At 70.4% G+C, this 21492-nt stretch carries 20 protein-coding genes; 13 read left to right on the plus strand and 7 right to left on the minus strand.

Going from position 1 to position 21492, the window contains the following annotated elements; translation table 11 throughout:
- Nucleotides 1-11: 11 nt before the first annotated feature.
- Nucleotides 12-1958: a diguanylate cyclase domain-containing protein gene (locus HDC37_RS08060; protein ID WP_308472139.1), complete on the minus strand. Its 1947-nt coding sequence runs from the start codon at nt 1956-1958 to the stop codon at nt 12-14.
- A gap of 145 nt (nt 1959-2103) precedes the next feature.
- On the opposite strand from HDC37_RS08060, the gene HDC37_RS17520 reads away from it, so the two are divergent.
- The 8 genes from HDC37_RS17520 to HDC37_RS08100 all read left to right on the plus strand — a co-directional run bounded on the left by HDC37_RS17520 (nt 2104) and on the right by HDC37_RS08100 (nt 11425).
- Entirely contained in the window at nt 2104-2658 is a 555-nt protein-coding gene (locus HDC37_RS17520; protein ID WP_179559892.1) for a hypothetical protein, read from the plus strand.
- A gap of 21 nt (nt 2659-2679) precedes the next feature.
- The gene (locus HDC37_RS08070; protein ID WP_179559893.1) at nt 2680-6396 is read left to right on the plus strand and encodes a bifunctional proline dehydrogenase/L-glutamate gamma-semialdehyde dehydrogenase; all 3717 of its coding nucleotides are present in this window, start codon (nt 2680-2682) and stop codon (nt 6394-6396) included.
- Nucleotides 6397-6717: 321 nt separating this feature from the next.
- Nucleotides 6718-7152: a hypothetical protein gene (locus HDC37_RS08075; protein WP_179559894.1), complete on the plus strand. Its 435-nt coding sequence runs from the start codon at nt 6718-6720 to the stop codon at nt 7150-7152.
- Nucleotides 7152-7376 (plus strand): helix-turn-helix transcriptional regulator, encoded by a 225-nt coding sequence (locus HDC37_RS08080; RefSeq protein ID WP_179559895.1) that lies wholly within the window; start codon nt 7152-7154, stop codon nt 7374-7376. Before HDC37_RS08075 ends, HDC37_RS08080 begins: the two co-directional genes overlap by 1 nt.
- Nucleotide 7377: 1 nt before the next feature.
- Nucleotides 7378-8370 (plus strand): NAD(P)-dependent alcohol dehydrogenase, encoded by a 993-nt coding sequence (locus tag HDC37_RS08085; RefSeq protein WP_179559896.1) that lies wholly within the window; start codon nt 7378-7380, stop codon nt 8368-8370.
- A 125-nt stretch (nt 8371-8495) separates the two neighbouring features.
- Complete coding sequence (ddaH, locus tag HDC37_RS08090; RefSeq protein ID WP_179559897.1) at nt 8496-9401, plus strand: dimethylargininase; 906 nt, start codon at nt 8496-8498, stop codon at nt 9399-9401.
- Nucleotides 9398-10624, plus strand: coding sequence for an ornithine--oxo-acid transaminase (gene rocD / locus HDC37_RS08095; protein WP_179559898.1), 1227 nt, complete (start codon nt 9398-9400; stop codon nt 10622-10624). Before ddaH ends, rocD begins: the two co-directional genes overlap by 4 nt.
- 6 nt (nt 10625-10630) lie before the next feature.
- The gene (locus HDC37_RS08100) at nt 10631-11425 is read left to right on the plus strand and encodes an IclR family transcriptional regulator (RefSeq protein ID WP_179559899.1); all 795 of its coding nucleotides are present in this window, start codon (nt 10631-10633) and stop codon (nt 11423-11425) included.
- A 6-nt stretch (nt 11426-11431) separates the two neighbouring features.
- On the opposite strand, the gene HDC37_RS08105 is transcribed toward HDC37_RS08100, so the two are convergent.
- From HDC37_RS08105 to HDC37_RS08130, 6 genes are read right to left on the minus strand one after another with little or no spacing between them, the layout of a single operon-like run.
- Nucleotides 11432-12604 (minus strand): acyl-CoA dehydrogenase family protein, encoded by a 1173-nt coding sequence (locus HDC37_RS08105; protein WP_179559900.1) that lies wholly within the window; start codon nt 12602-12604, stop codon nt 11432-11434.
- Complete coding sequence (locus tag HDC37_RS08110; protein WP_179559901.1) at nt 12604-13488, minus strand: amidohydrolase family protein; 885 nt, start codon at nt 13486-13488, stop codon at nt 12604-12606. Before HDC37_RS08110 ends, HDC37_RS08105 begins: the two co-directional genes overlap by 1 nt.
- A complete protein-coding gene (locus HDC37_RS08115) occupies nt 13485-15107 on the minus strand; it encodes an AMP-binding protein (RefSeq protein WP_179559902.1) in 1623 nt (540 codons plus the stop codon). Before HDC37_RS08115 ends, HDC37_RS08110 begins: the two co-directional genes overlap by 4 nt.
- Nucleotides 15104-16012, minus strand: a complete 909-nt coding sequence (locus HDC37_RS08120) for an SDR family oxidoreductase (protein ID WP_374939159.1) — start codon at nt 16010-16012, stop codon at nt 15104-15106. Before HDC37_RS08120 ends, HDC37_RS08115 begins: the two co-directional genes overlap by 4 nt.
- A gap of 5 nt (nt 16013-16017) precedes the next feature.
- The gene (locus HDC37_RS08125) at nt 16018-16467 is read right to left on the minus strand and encodes a MaoC family dehydratase (protein WP_179559904.1); all 450 of its coding nucleotides are present in this window, start codon (nt 16465-16467) and stop codon (nt 16018-16020) included.
- A complete protein-coding gene (locus tag HDC37_RS08130) occupies nt 16464-17612 on the minus strand; it encodes a zinc-binding dehydrogenase (protein WP_308472140.1) in 1149 nt (382 codons plus the stop codon). Before HDC37_RS08130 ends, HDC37_RS08125 begins: the two co-directional genes overlap by 4 nt.
- 161 nt (nt 17613-17773) lie before the next feature.
- On the opposite strand from HDC37_RS08130, the gene HDC37_RS08135 reads away from it, so the two are divergent.
- The 5 genes from HDC37_RS08135 to HDC37_RS08155 are packed head-to-tail and all read left to right on the plus strand — an operon-like array spanning nt 17774 to nt 21393.
- On the plus strand, nt 17774-18319 hold the full coding sequence (locus HDC37_RS08135) for a UGSC family (seleno)protein (protein WP_179559905.1): 546 nt from the start codon (nt 17774-17776) through the stop codon (nt 18317-18319).
- Nucleotides 18316-19431: a hypothetical protein gene (locus HDC37_RS08140; protein WP_179559906.1), complete on the plus strand. Its 1116-nt coding sequence runs from the start codon at nt 18316-18318 to the stop codon at nt 19429-19431. The genes HDC37_RS08135 and HDC37_RS08140 overlap by 4 nt, the downstream gene beginning before the upstream one ends.
- Nucleotides 19428-19685: a hypothetical protein gene (locus HDC37_RS08145; RefSeq protein WP_179559907.1), complete on the plus strand. Its 258-nt coding sequence runs from the start codon at nt 19428-19430 to the stop codon at nt 19683-19685. Before HDC37_RS08140 ends, HDC37_RS08145 begins: the two co-directional genes overlap by 4 nt.
- An 8-nt stretch (nt 19686-19693) precedes the next feature.
- Nucleotides 19694-20974, plus strand: coding sequence for an aconitase X catalytic domain-containing protein (locus HDC37_RS08150; RefSeq protein WP_179559908.1), 1281 nt, complete (start codon nt 19694-19696; stop codon nt 20972-20974).
- Nucleotides 20971-21393: an aconitase X swivel domain-containing protein gene (locus tag HDC37_RS08155; RefSeq protein ID WP_179559909.1), complete on the plus strand. Its 423-nt coding sequence runs from the start codon at nt 20971-20973 to the stop codon at nt 21391-21393. The genes HDC37_RS08150 and HDC37_RS08155 overlap by 4 nt, the downstream gene beginning before the upstream one ends.
- Nucleotides 21394-21492 lie beyond the last annotated feature (99 nt).

Consider the following 21492-nt stretch of genomic DNA (forward strand, 5'->3'; position numbering starts at 1 on the left):
AACGCGAAGGCTCAGCGCGAGACGCGACCGCGCCCGGCGCGCTTCGCGCGGTACATCGCCGCGTCGGCGGCTTCCAGAAGCTCGGATGAGGTCGGGCGCTCGGCGGCCGCGACGACACCGGCCGACGCCGTGATGCGGATGGACAGGTCCTCGACCACGACCGGTTCGGTGAGGGCCAGGAGCGCGCGCTCGGCGATGGTGTGCGCATCCGCCTCGCTGACGTCCTGGCAGATGAGGATGAACTCGTCGCCGCCGAAGCGCACGATGACGTCCTCGGCCCGGGCGCTATGGGTGAGGCGCTTGCCCACCGCCACCAGCACCGCGTCGCCGACCTCGTGTCCGTGGGTGTCGTTGACGACCTTGAAGTCGTCGAGGTCGACGAAGATCATGGCGACGCCGCTCTCGGTCTCGCGCAGGAGCTCTTCGAGCCGGTCGTCGAGGAATCGACGATTCTGCAGTCCCGTGAGCGGGTCGTGGAACGCCAACTCGGCGAGTTCTGCCTCGTTCCGCCGTTCGATGGCCGCTCGGATGTCGAGGGCCAGGTCCTCGGCATCCTTCACCAGGTCGCCCCAGGGCAGGCTGCGACCGGTGACGCTCTCCTTCCACGCCGAGAACGATCGACGCGGCGACAGCGGGTGGTCGCGGTTGTCGGCGGTCTGATCGCCCAGCCAGTCCACCTCGCGCGTCACCTCGCCGCGGACGAACACGAGACAGTCGCCGGGCTCGCCGAGGGGGACGCTGAGGATCCCGGCGACGCCGGGGATCTCGACGGCGAGCTCGGGGCGCTCGATAGGAAGCGCCTCGGAGCTGAACGGCGCGGTGCCCAGATCGTCGATGACCGCACCGAGCAGCTCGGGCTCGGGCACCTCGCCGATCGTGCGGGCCACGCCGCCCAGGCGCAGGTACGCGCCGTCGGCCGGCACCGCGTCGAGCACGGTCCTCGGGCCGTCCAGAAGCGCCGCGTGCACGTCGAGTGCGCCGTAGAGCGGCGCGACGACGGTGGACCGGCGCTCGCGGGCCGTGAGCTGCCGACGAAGCTCATCGATCTGGCGGGCGGCGGTGAGCTGCATGGTGACCTGGCTGGCCAGCACCTCCAGCGACCGGCGAAGGAGCACCGGCACCCGCCGCACGGTGCGGTGAGCGCACGTGAACATGCCGACGAGCCGGTCGTCGGCGACCAGGGCGAACGAGACGGTGGCGGCCTGGCCCATGTTGCGCATGAACTGCAGGTGGTGCGGTGAGACGGCCCGCAGTTCGGTGGTGCTGAGATCGAGCGGTCCCAGTTCGGGCAGAAGAGTGACCAGTGCCTTACCGTCGTCGCGGGTGTCGACGATCGCCCGCGAGCGCTTCCGCAGGTACAGCGCTCGCGCCTGCGGTGGGATGTCGGATGCCGGGAAGTGCAGACCCAGGTAGGGCTCCATGTCGGGTTCGCGCTCGTCAGCGACGATCTCGCCGTGACCGTCGTCGAAGAAGTCGTAGCACATCACCCGGTCGAAGCCGGTGATGGCCTTGATCTCAGCGGCGGCACGCCGGCGGAGTTCGGTCGCATCGGCGATGCCCGCGAGCCGCTGGATGGCGGTGACGACGCCCGTGCGCATGTACTCGAGGTCGGGGGTCGTCCGTTCGAGCTCGATGATCACCGGATCGGCCCCACGGTGCACGATGGCATCGTGATCGACGCCGTTGAAGCTCACCCGGATCGGGTCGAGCGCGGCGCCGCGTGCGTAGGCGTCGCGGAGCCGGTCATCGCCGATCTCGTCGATGGTCAGGCCGAGGGCATCGACGGCATCCTCGCTGGTGACCACGACGGCGTCCGTCTGCGCATCGACGGCGAGCAGGGTGCCGAACGACTGGATGCGCCCGGGGGTGGCCAGGGGCTCTGTCGCGCATTCGAGGAGTCGCTGGCGCTCGTCGGGGCCCCACGCGCTGTCCGTCGGCGTGAATGGGGTGGTGTTCACCGGTGCCTTCCCTTGCGAGAAGAGTCCGCCCGAAGCGACGCCACAATCCGCGCAGCGTCCATGGTAAACACAAAACCTCCTAGCGTAGGGCCGCGCGGTCCACAAGCGCCTTCCGCACACCCGTGGGGCACGGTTCGGTAAGAGAGTGGACACAACTACTCTCATCTGGGTCATCGTCGCGGTCGTCGTGGTGCTCGTCATCGCCGGGATCGTCATCGGTCTCGTCGCCCGCCGGCGGTCGACGGCGCATCGAGAGGCACAGCATCGGCGCGCAGAGGAGATCCGCGAGAAGGCGCGCGAATCCGAGATCGCGGCGCAGGAACGCGACGCCGAGGCAGCGCGCGCACGCGCCGACGCCGCCGCGGCGGCTGCCGACGCCGAGCGCGCGAAAGCCGAGGCCGCTCGCGCGGAGGTCGAAGCACGCCGTCGGGAGGGGGACATCGCCGAGCACGAAGCGGACGCCGCCCAGCGGCGAGCAGAGTACGAGGAGAGCCTGGCCAAGGCCGATGAGATCGACCCCCTGGTGAAAGACCGGGACCGGACGTCGTCCGCCGACCGGACGGGAGGCGAGCCGGCGCCGGTCGCCGACCGGCGGAACGACCCGCACGACGGCCCCCGCATCGACGCCGGCGGCGACGACCGGGCGGACCGGACCGACACGCGCACAGACCGCCGCGATCCCGGCGCGTCGGGGGCGTGATCGCGTTCTAGTCTGGGTGCCATGGTGACCGACCCCTTCCGGGGCGACACCGACCTGGCGGCATCCGGCGACGATCTCGCCGAGAGCGCCGTACAACTGGCGCAGCGGTGGATCACCGAGAGTGCCCAGGTCGACGTCGACCCCTCCGCCGCCCGCCTTGCCGGTGTCCTGAAGGACCCCGATGGCCTGCCCTTCACGATCGGGTTCGTGGACGGTGTCATGCGTCCGGAGAGCCTCGGTGCCGCAGCATCCCAGCTGCACCGGGTCGCCCCCCTCGTGCCGCGCTTCCTCCCCTGGTATCTGCGCGGAGCGGTGCAGGTCGGCGGCGCGGTCGCGCCGGTGCTGCCGACGCCGGTGGTGCCCATCGCGCGCCGAGCGCTCCGTGAGATGGTGCGCCACCTCATCGTCGACGCCCGGCCGAAGAAGCTCGGCCCCGCCATCGCCGAGCTTCGTGCGGCCGGTGCGCGGCTGAATCTGAACCTGCTGGGTGAGGCCGTTCTCGGCGAGGACGAGGCGCTGCGCCGGCTCGACGGAATCCACGACCTCATCCGCCGACCCGACGTCGACTACGTCTCGGTGAAGGTGTCGGCGATCGCGAGCCACATCTCCATGTGGGCCTTCGACGAGGTGGTCGACAAGGTCGTCGACCGGCTCATGCCTCTCTATCTGTCGGCGGCGTCGGACGGCACCTTCATCAACCTCGACATGGAGGAGTACCGCGACCTCGACCTCACCATCGCGGTCTTCACCCGCATCCTCGAAGATCCGCGGCTGCGGGGTCTCGACGCGGGGATCGTGCTCCAGGCCTACCTCCCCGATGCGCTCCCGGCACTGCGGGAGCTCACGGCGTGGGCGCGGGCGCGCGCGCGCGACGGAGGCGCGGGCATCAAGGTGCGCCTGGTGAAAGGTGCGAACCTCGCCATGGAGCGGGTCGACGCCGTCATGCACGGCTGGGAGCTGGCGACCTACGGCTCGAAGCTCGACAGCGACGCCAACTACCTGCGCTGCCTCGATGAGGCGCTGCGCGCCGAGAGCGCCGATGCGGTGCGGATCGGCGTCGCCGGGCACAACCTCTTCGACATCGCCTACGCGTGGCTGCTCGCCGGCGACCGCGGCGTGCGCGACCGGGTCGAGTTCGAGATGCTCCTGGGCATGGCGCAGGGGCAGGTGGAGGCGGTGTCGCGCGAGGTCGGCCCGGTGCTGCTCTACGTGCCGGTCGTCGCCCCCGACGAATTCGACGTCGCCATCAGCTATCTCGTCCGCCGCCTGGAGGAGAACGCCTCCAGCGAGAACTTCCTCTCCGCGGCGTTCGATCTCGCCGATGACCCCGCCCTGTTCGAGCGCGAGCGCGATCGGTTCCTCGCCTCGGTCGCCCGGGCGGCCGACCCCGAGCTGCCGACGGGTCCGAACCGCACGCAGGATCGCACCTCTGCCGGGCGGGGCAGCGATGAGAGCAGGACGGATGCCGCTCCGGGCGCCCTGCTGAGGCCCGGGGGCCAGGCCGATGACGACGGGCTGACCCGCGAAGTGCTCGGCATCGCCCGCTCGGCCTCGGTCGATCCGGGCGAGACGATGCCGATCGCGCCGGACGTCGGCGGCATCCTCTTCGGCGGGCAGGAGATCGTCGAGACCGCGGTCTATGCGGCGCGCGAGTCGGGGCCCACGGCCCTCGGCGCGCCCGGGTTCGCGAACGCGCCCGACTCCGATCCCGCGCTTCCCGCCAACCGCGCGTGGGCGCGCGAGATCCTCGGCCGCGTCTCGGGGTCTCGGGCGGGGGTCGACACGATCACCGCGGCGCGGCTCGAGGATGCCTCCGAGGTCGACGCCGTGATCGAGCGGGTGCGATCGGCGGCAGAGGCCTGGGGCGCCCGGGCCGCCGCCGATCGGGCGGAGGTGCTCGCCGCGGCCGGCCGGGCGCTGGAGGCGCGGCGTGCCGAACTGATCGAAGTCGCCGCGTCGGAGACCGGCAAGGTCTTCGCCGAGGCCGACGTCGAGGTGAGCGAGGCGATCGACTTCGCGCACTACTACGCCTCCACCGCTCGTGAACTCGACAGGGTCAGCGGCGCCGTGTTCGTCCCGGCGCGACTGACGGTGGTCACGCCGCCGTGGAACTTCCCCGTCGCGATCCCCGCGGGCGGTGTGCTCGCCGCGCTCGCCGCCGGGTCGGGCGTGGTCTTCAAGCCCGCACCGCAGGCGCGTCGCTGCGCCGCGGTGGTCGCCGAGGCGCTGTGGGAGGCGGGCGTGCCCCGCGACGTGCTCGCGCTGGCCGACATCGAGGAGGGCGAGCTCGGACAGCGCCTCATCGCGCATGAGGGCGTCGACCGCGTCATCCTCACCGGCTCCTGGGACACCGCCGCCCTCTTCCGCTCCTGGCGGCCCGATCTGCCGCTTCTTGCCGAGACCAGCGGCAAGAACGCGATGATGGTCATGCCGTCGGCAGACCTCGACCTCGCGGCATCCGATGTGGTCAAGAGCGCCTTCGGCCATGCGGGGCAGAAGTGCTCGGCGGCGTCGCTGGTGATACTCGTGGGGCCGGTGGCGCGCTCGCAGCGCTTCCTGCGGCAGCTGGTCGACGCCACGACGTCGCTGCGCGTCGCACCGCCCACCGACCCGCTCGCCGAGGTCGGCCCCGTGATCGAGACACCGCGGGGAAAGCTCGACTGGGCTCTCACCACCCTCGATGAGGGCGAGAAGTGGCTCGTCGCGCCGCGCGCGCTCGACGGAGGAGACGAGTACGAGGGGCGCCTCTGGCGGCCGGGAATCCGCACCGGGGTCAAGCCCGGGTCGCGCTTCCACCGCGAGGAGTTCTTCGGGCCGGTGCTGGGCGTCATGCACGCGCACTCGCTCACCGAGGCGATCGAACTGCAGAACGCCGTCGACTACGGCCTCACCGCGGGGATCTACACCCAGAACCCCGACGACCTGGCGGTCTGGCTCGACCGGGTCGAGGCCGGCAACCTCTACGTCAATCGCGGCATCACCGGTGCGATCGTGCAGCGGCAGCCGTTCGGCGGGTGGAAGCGCTCCTCGGTCGGCGCGGGCGCCAAGGCGGGAGGCCCGAACTACCTCATCGGGCTCGGGTCGTGGCGACCGTCGACAGGGGCGCCGCCGTCGGCGACCCTGCACCTGCGCGGCCTCGACTCGCGCATCACGACGCTGATCGAGGCAGCGCAGCCGACACTGGACTATCAGGCCTTCGAGTGGCTTCGCCGCGGCGCGCTCTCGGACGCGATCGCGTGGGACCGCGAGTTCGGTCGGGTGAAGGACGTCTCGCAGCTGGGCGTGGAGCGGAACCTGTTCCGCTACCGCCCCGTCGACGTCGCCATCCGGGCGACCGGGGACGCCCCCTGGCAGGCGCTGCTGCGGGTGATCGTCGCGGCGCTCCGCGCCGGGTCGGAGGTCACCGTCAGCGCGCCGGTGGGAATGCCGGCCGGGGTCCGCCGCGTGCTCGGCGAGGAGCAGGTGTCGGTGTTCGTCGAGAGCGATGAGGAGTTCGAGGCCCGGATGACCGAGGCGCGCCCGGCGCGCGTGCGGCTCGTCGGGCCGCCGGCCTCGGCCGCCGCCGCCCACGCGTCGCTCGCCGACGCCCTGTCGGGCGACCCTGATGTCGCCGTCTACGCCGGCGAGGTCACGACCGCGGGCCGCATCGAGCTCCTGCCCTTCCTCCACGAACAGTCGGTCACCATCACCGCGCATCGCTTCGGCAACCCCGACCCCTGGTCGGCCGAGGTCATCTGATGCCCTTCGAGGTCGCTCCTCCCCTCTGAGCGAGGGTCGCGCTGTCCCCAACTCCTGCAGATCGGGCGCCGGCGCGGCCGGGAAGCGTCGAATGAGGGGCTTCGCGCCGATTCTGCAGGAGTTGGGGACGACGGCATCGGCGCAACTCCTCAGATTCCGCGCCGAACCGGTCGGAAACCTTTTTCACGCGGGGTCTCGGCGCCGTCAGTGAGGAGTTGTGCAGGTCGGCGCGCCGCGGGCCGCTCGGTGTAAAAGATTCTTGACACCAAGCAGTCTGGCGCCGTACGGTGAGTGTCAAGAATCTTTGACATCGGAGGCGTCATGGCCTACATGGAGCGCACGATCTGGGCCCAGCTCATCGCAAGCGTCATCGGCCTCATGGCCTACCTGGCGCTCGTCGTCCCGCAGCTGTTCACCACACCGGTCGGCGACATCGACTGGGCATGGCCGATGATCTGGACGATCGCCGGGGCCATCGTCCTGTCGATCGTGCTGAGCATCGTGTGGGGGATCGTCGCCCGCATGCGCGACCCCGAGCTCGAACACACCGCCGACCAGCGCGACCGCGAGATCGAATGGTTCGGCGAGCGGGTGGGGCAGAGCTTCCTCGCCATCGGCGGGATCGCCGCCCTCATCCTCGCCATGGTCGAGGCCCCCTGGTTCTGGATCGGCAACACCCTGTTCCTGGGCTTCTTCCTCTCGGCCGCCCTCGGCAGCATGGCTCGGCTCGGCGCCTACCGGAGAGGATTCCAATGATGGTCCGACCCACGAAGGTCACCAACACCATCCGCGCGGTCCGCGAAGCAGCGGGGATGACGCAGGCAGAGGTCGCCCGGCGCGTGGGCGTCACGCGCCAGACCCTCATCGCCATCGAGCAGGGGCGGTACTCCCCGACCCTCGAGCTCGCATTCCAACTCGCCCGTGTCTTCGATGCGCGCCTCGACGATCTCTTCCACTATCCCGACCCGACGGAGGACTGACATGACCACCCACACGATCCCTCGCACCATGACGGCGTGGCGACAGCACGCGTACGGGCCGGCCGACGTGGTGCGGGCCGAGACGGTCCCGGTCCCCACGCCCGGTCGCCGGGAGGTGCTGCTGCGGGTCGCCGCCGCGTCGCTGAACTCCGGCGACATCCACCTCATGCGCGGTGAGCCGCGCGTCGTCCGGCTCTTCTTCGGCATCCGGCGCCCACGCACGCGGGGCCGGGGGATGGATGTCGCGGGCACGGTCGTCGCGCTCGGCGCCGACGTCGACGGTCTCGCCGTCGGCGACCTCGTGGTGGGGGCGGGCAGCGAGACGCTCGCGGAATTCGTCGTCATGAAGGCCGACCGGCTCACGACGCTGCCGGCCGGGCTCGACCCGGTCGTCGCGGCGACCCTCCCGGTCGCGGGGAACACCGCCGTCACCATCCTCGACGCCTGCCGGGTCGGCCAGGGATCGAAGGTGCTGCTCGTCGGGGCCGGAGGCGGGGTCGGCACCCTCACCGCCGCGCTCGCCGTCGAGCGCGGTGCGGACGTGTGGGCGACCTGCGGGTCGCGGGCCGAGCAGGTGCTCCGCGACCTCGGCGTCGCGCACACCGTCGACTACCGCACGCACGACGTCGCCACCCTTCCCGCGGGCGCTTTCGACGCCGTCGTCGACATCGCCGGCGAACCCCCGCTCGAGGTGCTTCGAGACCGCCTCCGCGAAGGCGGCACGGTCGCCCTCGTCGGCGGCCACGGACACCCCTTCTGGGGCCCGTTCCCCCGCATCATCCGCGCGCTTCTTCTCAGCCGGCGTGCGCGGCGCTTCCGCTCGGTCACCGCGGTCACGAAGACGCCGGTGACCGCCGAGCTCGTGCGGATGGCGGCGGCCGGCGTCCTGCGTCCGGTGATCGAGAGGACCTTTCCGCTGAGCGACGCCGGAGCGGCGATCGCCCACGTCGATGCCGGGCACACGGTGGGCAAGGTCGTGGTCGTCGCGGACTGAGAGCGCGGCGTCACAGGTGGCCGGAAGGGTGCCGTGGCACAATGGTCCCGGCGTGCCCGGGTCGACGGCTTCGAAGCCCCGCCGGGCCTCTGGACAGCGTCCGCCGCACCTTCGCAAGGAGACCGATGTCCACTCAGAACACCGCGCCGACCGTCGAGGCCACCACCGCCGCCGCGAGCCCCACAGCGCGCATCGCGCAGCACCGCCGTTACCTCATGTGCCGGCCCGAGTTCTTCACCGTCAGCTACACGATCAATCCGTGGATGGAGCCGGCGAACCCCACCGACACCGCCAAGGCCGTCCGGCAGTGGCAGGCGCTCTACGACGCCTACCTCGAGCTCGGGCACGATGTGGAGCTCATCGACCCCATCGACGGGCTGCCGGACATGGTCTACACCGCCAACGGCGGGTTCCTGATCGACGGCATCGCCTACGGCGCGAAGTTCCGCTTCGACGAGCGCGTACCCGAGGGCCCGGCGTTCATGGACTGGTTCCGCGACAACGGCTACGACGTCGTCGTGCCCCGCGAGGTCAACGAGGGCGAAGGCGACTTCCTCCTCGTCGGCGACACGATCCTCGCCGGTACGGGATTCCGCTCGACCGGTGACAGTCACCGCGAGGTGGGGGAGGTCTTCGGCAAGGAGGTCGTCTCGCTGAACCTCATCGACCCGCGGTTCTACCATCTCGACACCGCCATCGCGGTGCTCGATCCGGTGCAGGGGCCGGGCGGGGTCGAACGGGCGAACATCGCCTACCTCGAGCACGCGTTCGACGAGCGCGGCCAGGCGATCCTCGCCGAGCGCTACCCCGACGCGATCCGGGTGTCGGATGAGGACGGCGCGGTCTTCGGGCTGAATTCCTCCAGCGACGGCTACAACGTCATCATCTCACCGCGGGCGACCGGTTTCGAGGCGCAGCTGCGCGAACGCGGGTACAACCCGATCCTGATCGATCTGTCCGAGCTCCTCCTCGGCGGCGGCGGGATCAAGTGCTGCACCCTGGAGCTCCGCCGCGAGACGGAGGGATCGTGAGCATCTCCGAGCTCCCGACCGACACCGCGACGCTGCGGGTGATCGACGCCGAGGAGCAGCACCTCGCGCACAACTACCACCCGCTTCCCGTGGTGGTGTCGCGCGGCGCAGGCGCGTGGGTCACCGACGTCGAGGGCAAGCGCTACCTCGACCTCCTCTCGGCGTACTCGGCGCTGAACTTCGGCCACGGTCATCCCGCCATCGTCGCCGCCGCGCAGGAGCAGCTCGGCCGCCTCACCCTGACCAGCCGTGCCTATCACAGCGACCGACTGGGCGAGTTCGCCGCTGCGCTCGCCGAGCTCTGCGGCAAAGATCTCGTCCTGCCGATGAACACCGGCGCCGAGGCCGTCGAGACCGGCATCAAGGTCGCACGCGCGTGGGGGTACCGCGTGAAGGGCATCGCCCCGGATGCCGCGACGATCGTCGTCGCACACGGGAACTTCCACGGGCGCACCACCACGATCGTCGGGTTCAGCGACGACCCGGTCTCGCACGACGCCTTCGGCCCCTATGGCGGCGGGTTCGTGCAGGTCGCCTACGGCGACGCCGCCGCGATCGAGGCCGCGATCGGCGAGAACACCGCGGCGGTGCTCATCGAACCGATCCAGGGCGAGGCGGGGGTCATCATCCCGCCCGAAGGGTACCTCCGCGCGGTGAGGGAGATCTGCACCCGGCGCGGCGTGCTCTTCATCGCCGACGAGATCCAGTCGGGCCTCGGCCGGGTGGGCACGACGTTCGCGTGCGACCGCGAAGACGTCGTACCCGACGTCTACCTGCTCGGGAAGGCCCTGGGCGGCGGCATCTTGCCGGTCTCGGCCGTCGTCGCCGACCGAGACATCCTGGGCGTCATCCGTCCTGGCGAGCACGGGTCGACCTTCGGCGGCAATCCGCTCGCCGCCGCCGTCGGCACGCGCGTGGTCGAGATGCTGCAGACGGGTGAGTTCCAGAAGCGCGCGGCCGCCCTCGGCGAGCACCTCGAGGCGAAGCTCAACGAGCTCGTGGGGCACGGTGTCACCCAGGTGCGCATCGCGGGGCTCTGGGCCGGGATCGACATCGATCCCGCCGTCGGCACCGGCCGTGAGGTCGCCGAGCGCCTCCTCGCTCGCGGCGTGCTAGCGAAGGACACGCACGGGCAGACGCTTCGGATCGCGCCGCCCCTGGTCATCCGCGCCACCGAGCTGGACTGGGCGGTCGAGCAGCTGAAGCTCGTCCTGGCGGGCTGAGGTCAGATGACGCAGGAATCGCTGCAGGAGCCGTCCGGAGACGGATCACGGTCGCTGATCGACCGGGCCTTCACGATTCTCGGCACCTTCTACGGCGGCCGCGTCCGGCAGTCGCTCTCGGACATCAGTCGCCGCAGCGGACTGCCGATCGCGACCTGCCACCGCATCGTGGGCCGCCTGACCGAATGGGGAGCGCTCGAGCGCGACACCGACGGGAACTACAACATCGGGTTGCGACTCTGGGAGGTCGCCTCGCTCGCCCCGCGGTCGGTGGGGTTGCAGCGACTGGCCCGACCGTACATGCAGGATCTGTACGAGACCACCGGCTACGCCTCGCATCTCGCGATCCGCGAGGGGTTGGAGCTGGTGTCCATCGAGCGGTTCCAGAGCCCGCGGCGTCAGGTGCGGCGACCCCAGGTCGGGAAGCGATACCCGCTGCACGCCACCGCGATCGGGCTTGTTCTGCTCGCGAACGCTCCTGATGAGGTGCGCGCGCAAGTGCTCGCCGGCGAACTCGAGGCCTTCACGCCGCGCACCTTCACCGACCCCGTCGTTCTGGACCGCCTGCTGGATGACATCCGCCACACCGGCTACGCGGTCAGCGACCGGCAGGTCGACGACGTCCACATCGGTGTGGCCGCGCCGGTCCGCGGCGCAGACAAGACCGTGGTCGCCGCCGTTTCGCTCGCCCTGACCGAGCAGGACGTCGACGGCAAGAACATGATCCATCTGGTGCGGCTCACCGCGGCATCCATCTCGCGCGCACTCGACAACGCCGGATTCGGACGCGCCGAAAGCTGAGCGGCCTCAGCGGGTGAAGGCGCTCAATCCCGTGATCGCCCGGCCGACGATCAGCGAGTTGATCTCGTGGGTGCCCTCGAACGTGTACAGCGCCTCGGCGTCTGCGAAGTAGCGCGCGACGTCCGAGTCCACCCGGATCCCCTCGGCACCGCACACCTCGCGCGCCAGGGCGACGGTCTCGCGCGCGCGGTCGGCCGCCCACGTCTTCGTCAGCGCGGAGTGGAGCTCTTCCGCCGTGCCCGCGTCGCGCAGCGCGGTGAGCCGGACCGCCATCGCGAGCGTCGCCGTGGCGTTGCCGAGCATGCGCGCGAGCTTCTCCTGCACCAGCTGGAACCCCGCGATCGGGCGTCCGAACTGCTCGCGGGAGAGGGTGTACCGCAGAGCCGCCTCGTAGGCGCCTGCCTGCAGACCCGCGGCGTTCCACCCCGCGACGTAGCGCAGATCGGCGAGGATCGCTGCGATGTCACGAAACGAATCGATGCGCCCGAGTCGGTCCGACTCCGCGACGCGGACGTCATCGAGCACGATGTCGGCGTTGCGCACCATCCGCAGCGCGATCTTGCCGCGGATGTCCTCGAGCGAGACACCGTCGGCGTCACGGGGGACGACGAACGCCTTCGCGTTCCCGTCCGCGCTGTCGCGCGCGACGACGACGAAGACGTCCGACAGCGCGGCATTGCCGATCCAGCGCTTGCGGCCGGTGATCCGCCATCCGTCGCCGTCGCGGACCGCGGTGGTGGTCAGGCTCCCCGCGACGTCCGAGCCGTGACCGGGCTCGGTGAGCGCGAAGCAGCCGGTGAACGCGAAGGAGGGGATGTGCGGATCCCAGCGGGCGACCTGCTCGGCCGATCCGCCCTTGCGGATGAGGGTTCGGAACATCGCGACCTGACCGCCGTAGAGCGTTCCGATCGACATGTCGAAGCGGGCCAGCTCGAAGTGCCGGAATCCGAGATAAAGGGCGCGCGGCAGGTCTCCGCCGTCGAGCAGTGCGGGGTCGTCCTCGAGCCGCAGCGCAGCCAGGTCTGCGCGCAGATGCGCCGGGCATTCACCGTGCTCCCACCACTGCGCCAGCTGAGGACGAGCACGCTCCTCGAGCAGGGCGCGCAGGTTCGCGAGCTTCGCCGATTCGGCGTCGGTGAGCAGTCCGGTGTAGCCGAAGAGGTCGGTCGGGGCGGTCATCAGGGCTCCAGCCCGAGCAGGCGGACGGCGTTGTCCTTGAGGATCATCCGCTGCACGTCGTCCGGGTACTCCAGCAGCGCGAAGTCCTTCAGCCACCGGTCGGGGGTCAGCGCGGGCAGGTCCGAGCCGAACAGCATCTTGTGCTTCAGGTAGGTCCGCGCCGCGCGGACCAGGGCGGGGGAGAAGTACTTCGGTGACCACCCCGACAGGTCGATCCACGTGTTCGCCTTGTGCGTGGCGATCGAGAGCGCCTCGTCCTGCCAGGGGACGCTCGGGTGGGCCATGATGATCTGCAGATGCGGATGCCTGGCGGCGACGTCGTCCAGCAGCATCGGGTTCGACAGCGACAGCCGAAACCCCCACCCGCCCGGCGTTCCCGCCCCCGCCCCGGTCTGACCGGTGTGGACGATGATCGGCACCTGCAGTTCCTCGATCGCCGCCCACAGAGGGGTGAACTCCTCCGCCGACGGATCGAAGGCCTGCACCGACGGGTGGAACTTGAACCCGCGGACGCCCAGTTCCTGCACCTGGCGTCGTGCTTCGTCGACGGCAGCCGCGCCCTGCAGCGGATCGACGCTGCCGAAGGCGATCAGCACATCCGCGTTGCGCCGCGCCCCGGCAGCGAGGTCGTCGATGCTGTTGGGTGCGTGACCGAGGTTCGTCGTCGCGTCGACAGTGAACACGACCGCGGCCATTCCCCGTTCGCGGTAGTACGTCGCCGTCTGATCGACCGTGCGGGGCTTCTCGCTGCTGCCGAAGTACGCCGCCATCGCCTCGGTCAGGGCACGCGGCGAGGCGGTGCGACCGCTGTCGTCGATCTGCACGTGGACGTGGACATCGATGGCCGTCACGGCGGCGATGTCGATTCCCGGGCCGGTGCTCATCGAACGACCTCCTCCGCTGCCCGCCCCGCCAGCTCGCGGGCGGCATCCTCCTTCACGCGGGCGAGCTCGATCTTGCCGGTCGCTGACCGGCCGAGGCTGTCGCGGACGAAGAAGTGGCGCGGCTTCTTGAAACCGGCCAGGTGCGCCTCGAGGTGCACCACGAGGGCCGCGGTATCGATCGTCTCACCGGGCACCGGCGCGATCATCGCGCACACCGACTCGCCGAAGCGCGTGTCGGGAAGACCGAAGACGATCGCATCGTCGACGCTCGGGTGCGCCAGCAGCACGTCTTCGACCTCGGCCGGGAACACCTTCTCGCCGCCGGTGTTCACGACCGCGCTCAGTCTGCCGAGCAGCTCGATCGATCCGTCGCCTCGCGAACGCGCCCAGTCGCCCGGCATCACGTATCGCCGGCCGTTGATGACGGGGAACGAGCGGGCCGTCTTCTCGGGGTCGCCGTAGTAGCCCGACGGGAGCACGCCGCGGAAGGCCAGGATGCCGAGGGCGCCGGCGACGGGCGCCACTTCGTTGAGGTGGGGATCCAGCAGGACCGTCTCGGGCGTGGTCACGAACCTGGCCGGCAGGTCTTCGGCGCGATGGGTGACACCGAATGCGAAGGGACCCCCCTCGCTGGAGGCGAGGAGGTCGACGATCATGACGTCACCCTGCGCATGCAGTCGGCGTTTCACGTCGTCGCTGAACCGCATGCCCGAGCTGAGGACCGACCTGAGGTCGGCCAGATGCCGGCCGCTGCGCTCGATCGCCTCGACGAAGGGCAGCGCCACGGCATCCCCCGCCACGATGATCCGAGTCACCCGGTTCGCTCGGGCCAGCCGCAGCGCTTCGTCGACGTCGAGGCGCGCCCCGCTCTGCAGCACGACCGTGCCGCCGAGGGCGAGCGTGCCCATGGTCGTCGACTGGGCCGTGCCGTGCAGCAGCGGCGGCAGCGGCAGAGTCACCACGCGCGGGGTCGCCGGGTCGACGGCGATGCGCACCGCCTGCGCCAGATCCTCGGGCGGCTCGAGTCCCACGATGCCCCACGTCGACTGTCGGCGGGCGTGGAGCAGGGTGTCGACGTCCCACACCACCGCTTTGGGTGCCCCCGTGGTCCCGCCGGTGTACAGGCGCATATCGGCGCCGGTCGGCGCACGCTCGGGCATCGCGCCGCCCTCGCGGACGATATCGGTCCACGAGGCGGCGCCGTCGATCGCCGGACCGCCGTCATCGACCGAGATCACCGGCACGGGCTGATCCAGGCCCGCGTTCGCCTCGCGCACCACGTGACCCAGTGAGGTCGGTGCGAGCAGGACGCGTGCGTCGCAGTCCTGCAGCAGGGCGCGCACTTCGCCGGCGCGGTAGCGGTAGTTGATGGCCACCGGCGCGACGCCGATGGACAGGCACGCCCACAGGAACGTCAGGTACTCGGCGCGGTTGTACAGCAGCATCGCCGCCGCGTCGCCGACCACGAGTCCACGCTCCTGCAGGTGGCGAGCGAGGGCACCGGCCTCGGCGGCGAAGCGCGCGTACGACATCTCCCCGTCCGAGGTGATGATCGCCGGCCGCTCCGGATCGGCGCGCGCGATGCCCTGCCAGAGATCGCTGTAGTGCACCGCGATCACGATGCGGGCTGCTCTCTGACCGGAGGGCCGCTCGGTTGCGCGAGAGGAGCGAACCGGGCGCGCCACACCTCGTCGATCCCCGCGGCGTCCCACCCGCCGGCCGCGTAGGCCGCGTCGAGCGGGGCGGGGTGCGCGTACAGGGTGAGCTTGTCGCCGCCGATGCCGATCGCCTGCCCGGTCACGCCCTGCGACGCCTCCGATGCGAGCCACACGATGAGCGGTGCGACGTCCTCGGGAGTCCCGAGTGCGTTGTCGCGGCGGAACCGTTCGGGTATCGGAACGCCGGCCAAGTAGTCCTGATAGACCTCCGCGTAGGCGGGGATCGTGGCGGTCATCGGCGACAGCGCCGTCGGGATGACGGCGTTCGCGGTGATCTCTGCGCGCGCGAGCTCCAGAGCCCAGGTGCGCGCCATCGCGACGAGCCCGGCCTTCACCGCGGCGTAGTTCGTCTGCCCGAAGCTGCCGAACTGCCCCGCGGGTGAACCGATGAGGATAATCCTGCCCCCCTCGCCCTGCTCCCTCATGAACGACGCCGCGGCCCGTCCGCAGGTGAAGGATCCGCGAAGGTGCGTGTCGACGACGAGGTCGAAGTCCGCGTCATCCATCTTCCACAGCACACGATCGCGCAGGACCCCCGCGTTCGCGACGAGGACGTCCAGACGCCCGAAGTTCTCGCGAGCGGATGTCACGAGCGCGTCCGCGGTCTGCGTCGGACCCACCGCACCGACGGATGCGACGGCACGGCCTCCCGCCGTGACGATCTCCTCGACGACCTCGGTCGCGGCGGCTTCATCGATGTCGTTGACGACGACCGCCGCTCCGGCATCGGCCAGCGCGAGGGCATACGCTCGCCCGAGGCTGCGGCCGGCACCCGTGACGATCGCGACCCGGTCGGTCAGCTTCACCCCGCTCATCGGTAGTGCCTCAGGACGAGCTCCGCCACGACCGCCGGTTTGGTCGCACCCTCCACCTCGAAGGTGAGCAAGAGCGTGGCCTGATACCCGCCGGCGACCTCCGTCACGTCGGCGACCTCGCCGGCCACGCGGATGCGGGCGCCAGCAGGGACAGCCTGGGGGAAACGGATGCGGTTGTAGCCGTACACGATCCCCATCCCCGCCCCGGTCACGCGGTAGATCTCTCGGAGAGGTCGCACGACCATGCTCAGCGTGAGCATGCCGTGGGCGATGCGCCCGCCGTAGGGTGACGCCGCCGCGGCCTCGGCATCCACATGGATGGGATTGTCGTCGCCGGTCAGATCGGCGTAGACGTCGATGTCGTCCTGCGTGATGGCATGCCACGACGACGGCCCGAGCCGTCTTCCGACCGCGTCGGGGAGATCTTCCAAGGTGAAAGCCGTCATTGCTGCTCCTCTGCTGCGCGCGCGGCGCTCATGGTGATGATGGCGCGACCCGTGATCTCGCCACGGGAGAGCGCCCGGTAGGCCTCGTCCGCCTGGTCGAGCGTGTATCGGCGGGAAACGAGATCTGCGGGATCGAAAGAACCGGATGCGGCGAGCGCGGCGACCTGCGGCAGGTCGGTGCGTGTCCGCGCGCCGAACGACCCGATGATCTGCTGCCCCCGGCGCACGAGCGGGGTGATCTCGATCTCGGCGACGGCGGCCCCCGCCGCGATGCCGATCGCCACCATCCGCCCGCCGTCGGCGAGCATCCCCACCGCCTGGGCGAATGTCGCGGGCCGTCCGAGTGCCTCGAAAGCGACGTCCACCCCGCCCGTGAGTTCGCGAACACGCGCCACGGGATCCTCCCTCGCGGCATCCACCACGTCGGTCGCGCCGAGGTCCTTCGCGCGCACGAGCTTCTCCTGCGCGATGTCGATCGCCACGATCCTCTCGGCGCCGGCCGCGCGGGCCATCGGGATCAGGCTCGTCCCGATGCCGCCGACACCGACGATGGCCACGGACATCCCCGGTGCGACCGCGCCGGCCCGGAAGACAGCTCCGTACGAGGTGAGCCCGGAGCAGCCCAGGATGCACGCGGTGTCGAGGTCGAGGTGGTCGTCGAGGCTCGTGAGGGCGGTCAGGGGGACGACGGCGTACTCGGCGAGGCCTCCCATCGAGTACATCGCCAGGAACGAGCCGTCCGGCATCGCCAGCCGGCTCCTGCCGTCGTACAGCGTTCCCTCGAGCCGATTGCGGCGGAAGAATTCGGTGCAGAGGTCGTCGCGGTCGCGCGCGCACTGGGCACACGTGCCGCACGGCATGATGAACCCGGCCGCGACGCGGTCGCCCACCTGCAGCCTGCGCGTATCGGCGGTGCCGGCACCGATGGCCACGATCGATCCGCTCACCTCGTGACCGAGCACCGCCGGCCGCGGAAAGCGCACCTCGCCTTTCATGACGTGCAGGTCGGTGTGACAGACGCCGCACGCGCTCACGCGGAGGAGGGCCTCGCCCGGTCCGGGAACAGGGGTGGCGATCTCGCGCACCTCCAGTCGGTCCTCCGCCAGGATCGCCGCCCGCATCGTCGCGGGAGGGGGAGTGGGCACGGGTCCTCCTCAGGTCGGCTTCAGGTCGTCGCCCCATCCTGGCCAGGGCGCCCCGCACAGGGCACGCACTCTTCCGCACAGCGAAAACGAGGGTGCAGCCCGATGCGGCCGCCGTGCCATCCTGTCGACGTTCCGACCGAGACGCACCGAGGGAGATCGCGATGGCACAGCTGGAAGCGCTGCTGGACCCGACAGGGATGGAGGCGGGCGCAGCCGACACCACGCTGTCGCCGCGACCGGTCAGCCTCAGGGGGCTCACGATCGGCCTCCTCGACAACACCAAACCCAACTCCACCCTGCTGCTCGAGACGATCGCCGCGCAGCTGCAGGAGCAGCACGGCGCCGGCGAGGCGCGGCTGTACACGAAGGACTACTTCGGAACGCCCGTGAAGCAGACGCTGCTCGAGGAGATCGTCCGCGAGTGCGACGTCGTCATCACCGCCGTCGGAGACTGCGGATCCTGCAGCGCGGCCACGGTCGCAGACGGGATCATGTTCGAGCGCGCGGGCGTGCCGACCGTCAGCATCACCTCCGACTCGTTCCTGATGTCGGGTCAGGCGATGGCGTCGGTCCAAGGCTTCCCGGGGTTCGACTTCTACGCGGTGAAGCACCCGATGGCGAGTCTGACAGCCGACGAGGTCCACGAGCGCGCGATGACCGCGATGCCCGAGGTGTTGAGGATCCTCGGAGTGGAGGAGGGACGATGAGTTCGCCGACGACCATGGATGACACCACGACCGCCGAGGCCGACGCGCTGCGAGAGATCGTCGAGCACTACTTCGACAAGGAGTGGACCGACGGCCTCCCCGTCGTTCCCGTGACCGAGACGCTGCTGGCGGAGTTCCTCGCCACCGTCGCGCGCGACCCCGACGAGGTGCTCTTCTCCATCACCCATCTGAACCGTCATCTGACGGTGCGGCTGGCGGCGATCAACGCGGCGATGGCGGGGTGCCGCAGCGAATACTTCCCCGTCGTGGTGGCCGCGTGGGAGGCCATCGCGAAAGAGCCGCACCCCGCGCGGGGGATCTGGCAGTCCACGACCGGCACGGCGCCGCTTCTCGTGGTCAACGGCCCCGTGCGCGAGCGGATCGGGCTCAACAGCACCGGCAACATCTTCGGCTCCGGCTTCCGTGCGAACGCCACCATCGGACGTGCCATCCGCCTGGGCTGCATCAACGTCTTCGGACTGCACCCGCACAAGCTCGACCAGGCGACGCAGGGCACTCCGGCGAAATACTCGGCGTGCATCGCCGAGAACGAGGAGCAGAGCCCGTGGCCGGCGCTTCACACCGAGCATGGCTTCGAAGCCTCCGACGACGTCGTGACGGCGTTCGTGATCCGCTCGGTCATCCACATCGAGGCGCGGCACACGCAGTCGCCCGAACAGCTCGCGCGAGATCTCACGGACACGATCGTCCGCACCGGAGCGTTGATCCACGAGTACACCAGCGCGCTGCTGGTGCTCACGCCCGAGCACGCGGACGTGTTCGCATCGGCCGGCTGGAGCAAGGACGACCTGCGGTCCTTCGTGTACGAGAACGCGGTGCGCAAGCGCGAAGACCTCGTCGCGGTCGGCAAGGACGCGCTGTCGCACAAGACGCGCTGGCGTCTGGCGGCGACGCATCCCGACTCCATGCCCGACTCCGCCAGCCAGACGGACGCGCCCGATAAGGTCCGGGCGCTGAGCAACCCCACCTCGATCCAGATCATGGTCGCCGGGGCCGACAATGCGGGGGTGTCGGCCGTCGTCGAGATCTTCACGCTCAACCCGCCCCGTGTGCACCCGTACTCGCATCAGCAGATCGGAGCGACAGCATGACCGAACCCACGAAGCCGCAGACGGTCGATGAAGCGCTGCGGCAGTTCACCGACATGATGGCCGCCGACGGCTACGTCCTCAGCTGGGAGCCGTCGGACCCGCAGCGGATCGTGGTGCGGATCGATGCGACCGAAGGCGCGTGCGCCGACTGCCTCGTGCCGGCCAACGTCATGGAGGCGATCATGGCCAAGGCGCTGGAGCCCACCCCCTACGCCCTCGACCACGTCATCCTGCCCGCAGACGCCGCGCACTAGGCGAGCCCATGCGTCTCACCGACGATGAGAAGCGGATGCGCGACGGCGCTGAGGGCGAGGCCGTCGCCGCAGCGATGGACCTGCTGGTGCGCTACGGCGACGCGCTCGGCGCCGAGCGGCTCGTGGAGACCCGCAACGTCGCGGGCACGATGACCCAGCCGTCCCCGGCGAAGGCGAAACTCGTCGAGGAGGGCGGGTGGGCGAAGGCCTACGCGGTGATCAACCTCGACTGCGATCGAGACATCGAGATTCCGCGCATGAAGGTGCCGACCTGCCAGCTCCAGCACGGATTCGCCGGTGACGCCGCGGGGCTCACGCACTATGCCGACTCCTCCATCCGCCTGCAGGACGACGCCGAGTCGTACTTCAGCGACCGCGGCGTCAACATCCTCGCCACCTGCACCCCTTACCAGGTCGGCAACCTGCCCGTTCGCGGAGAGCACTGCGCCTGGATGGAGTCCTCGGCGGTGGTGTACTGCAATTCGGTCCTCGGGGCGCGCACGAACTGCGAGGGCGCATCGTCGACCGGTGCGGCTGCCCTCACCGGCAAGATCCCCTACTGGGGCAATCACCTCCCGGAGAACCCTCACGCCACTCATCTCGTCCGTGCCGACGTCACCGTGGACGGTTTCCAGGAATGGGGGATGCTCGGCTACTTCGTGGGAGAACTGGTGCAGGAGGCGCGGCCTGCGGTCGTGGGGAAGCTGGGCCAGCCCGACCTGGCCGACCTGAAGCACTTCGGCGCCGCGACCGCCACCTCCGGAGGGGTGGAGCTCTACCACCTGCCGGGCATCACTCCGGAGGCACCGACGCTCGAGGCCGCCTTCGGCGGAGCCCGCATCACGGAACCGGTCTCGTACGGTGCCCGCGAACGAGCCGCGGTCTACGACGCGCTCAACAGCCGCGGGACGAGCCGCGACGTCGACTTCGTGCTCCTGGGATGCCCGCACGCCTCCTTGGATCAGGTCGCTCAGCTCGCCGCACGGCTGGAGGGTCGCCGCCTGCACGCTGACACCGAGCTGTGGGTCATGATGCCGCGTGCGCTGTCATCCGTCGCCTTCCGCAACGGATACACCCGCACGATCACGGCCGCAGGGGGCCGTGTCCTGACCGACTCCTGCCCGGCGATGTCGCGGGCGGCTCCGCCCGGGACGCGCGTCTTCGCGACCGACTCCGCGAAGCAGGCGCACTATCTGCCGGCGATCCTCGGGATCGAGGCCTGGTTCGGAACGCTGACGGAGTGCGTCGACGCCGCGCTCACCGGGCGCTGGGGAGGCGGGCTGCGGTGATCGAGCTCCGCGGGCGCGGGATCGTGCCCGGCGTCGTCGAGGCGCCCGCGCTGGTCACCCGCGAACCCATCTCGGGCTTCGGTGGAATCGACGTCACCACGGGAACGGTCATCGAGCCGCGGCACGAGCTCTTCGGAGTGTGCTTCACCGGTCGTGTGCTGGTGTTCCCTGGCGCCAAGGGCTCATCCGGCTGGTCGGGCTTCTTCCAGAGCACCCGGCTGATGGGAACCGCGCCGGCCGCGATGGTCTTCGATGTGCTCACCACCAAGGCGGTGCTGGGCGCGATCGTCACGCGCGTACCCACGGTGGTACAGGCGCTTCCCCGCCCCCTGGAGACCATCCGCACAGGTGACTTCGTGCGCGTCGACGGCGAGAGCGGTGTCGTCACGATCCTCGAATCCGCTTCGTCCTCGATGTGATCCACACGGCATTCCATACAATGAAAAGGTCATTGGACGACACGAAAGCGCTCTGCAGACTCGTCACTGCCGCCCGCAATGGCGTGGGCGGATCATCCC

Source organism: Microbacterium sp. AK009, assembly GCF_013410955.1.
Taxonomy (GTDB): Bacteria; Actinomycetota; Actinomycetes; order Actinomycetales; family Microbacteriaceae; genus Microbacterium.